This window comes from Campylobacter sp. JH32, assembly GCF_017846535.1.
In the GTDB taxonomy this organism is placed as follows: Bacteria; Campylobacterota; Campylobacteria; order Campylobacterales; family Campylobacteraceae; genus Campylobacter_D; species Campylobacter_D coli.
Map to the genome: position 1 here is coordinate 1 of NZ_JAEQBS010000045.1, position 475 is coordinate 475.

1 pseudogene is annotated in these 475 nt (G+C 29.7%); it reads right to left on the reverse strand.

The annotated features are described in order from the left end of the window. Window positions 1-475, reverse strand: a pseudogene (locus tag KAR67_RS09445) (hypothetical protein); the annotation flags it as partial.

The following is a 475-nucleotide window of genomic DNA, read 5'->3' on the forward strand; positions in this document are numbered from 1 at the left end:
ACATATCATTAGCTAGGTATTTATAATCACCTAATATTCCTGCTGCCATACCCCATTCATTATGAAATAAACTTGATCTTAGATTATGTTTATTATCATCTACTATTCTATATAATTTTTCATATTTAGGATCTACATTTCCTTTTTCATCTACAGCTCCTATAGCTTCATAAGGTATATCTATAACAACACTTCTTATACCACTTCTTATAACTAAATATTTATATCTTTCTTTTTTAGTTTTTAAAGATTTATAATAAGCTTTTTCTGCTTTAGTCCAAGGAGCTATAGCTCCTTTGATAGGATCTTTTAAATAAATACTTTGCCAATCTTTAAATTCAAGTAAAGTAGATTTCTCCCCTGTGTGAAATTCAGGATCTAGGTATTGGGGTTGATAGTCTTTGTAGGGGGAGTTTTGTTTGATATTGTGTGCTTCAAACAAAGCTTTAGAATATTCTTGGGTGTATTTGCCTAC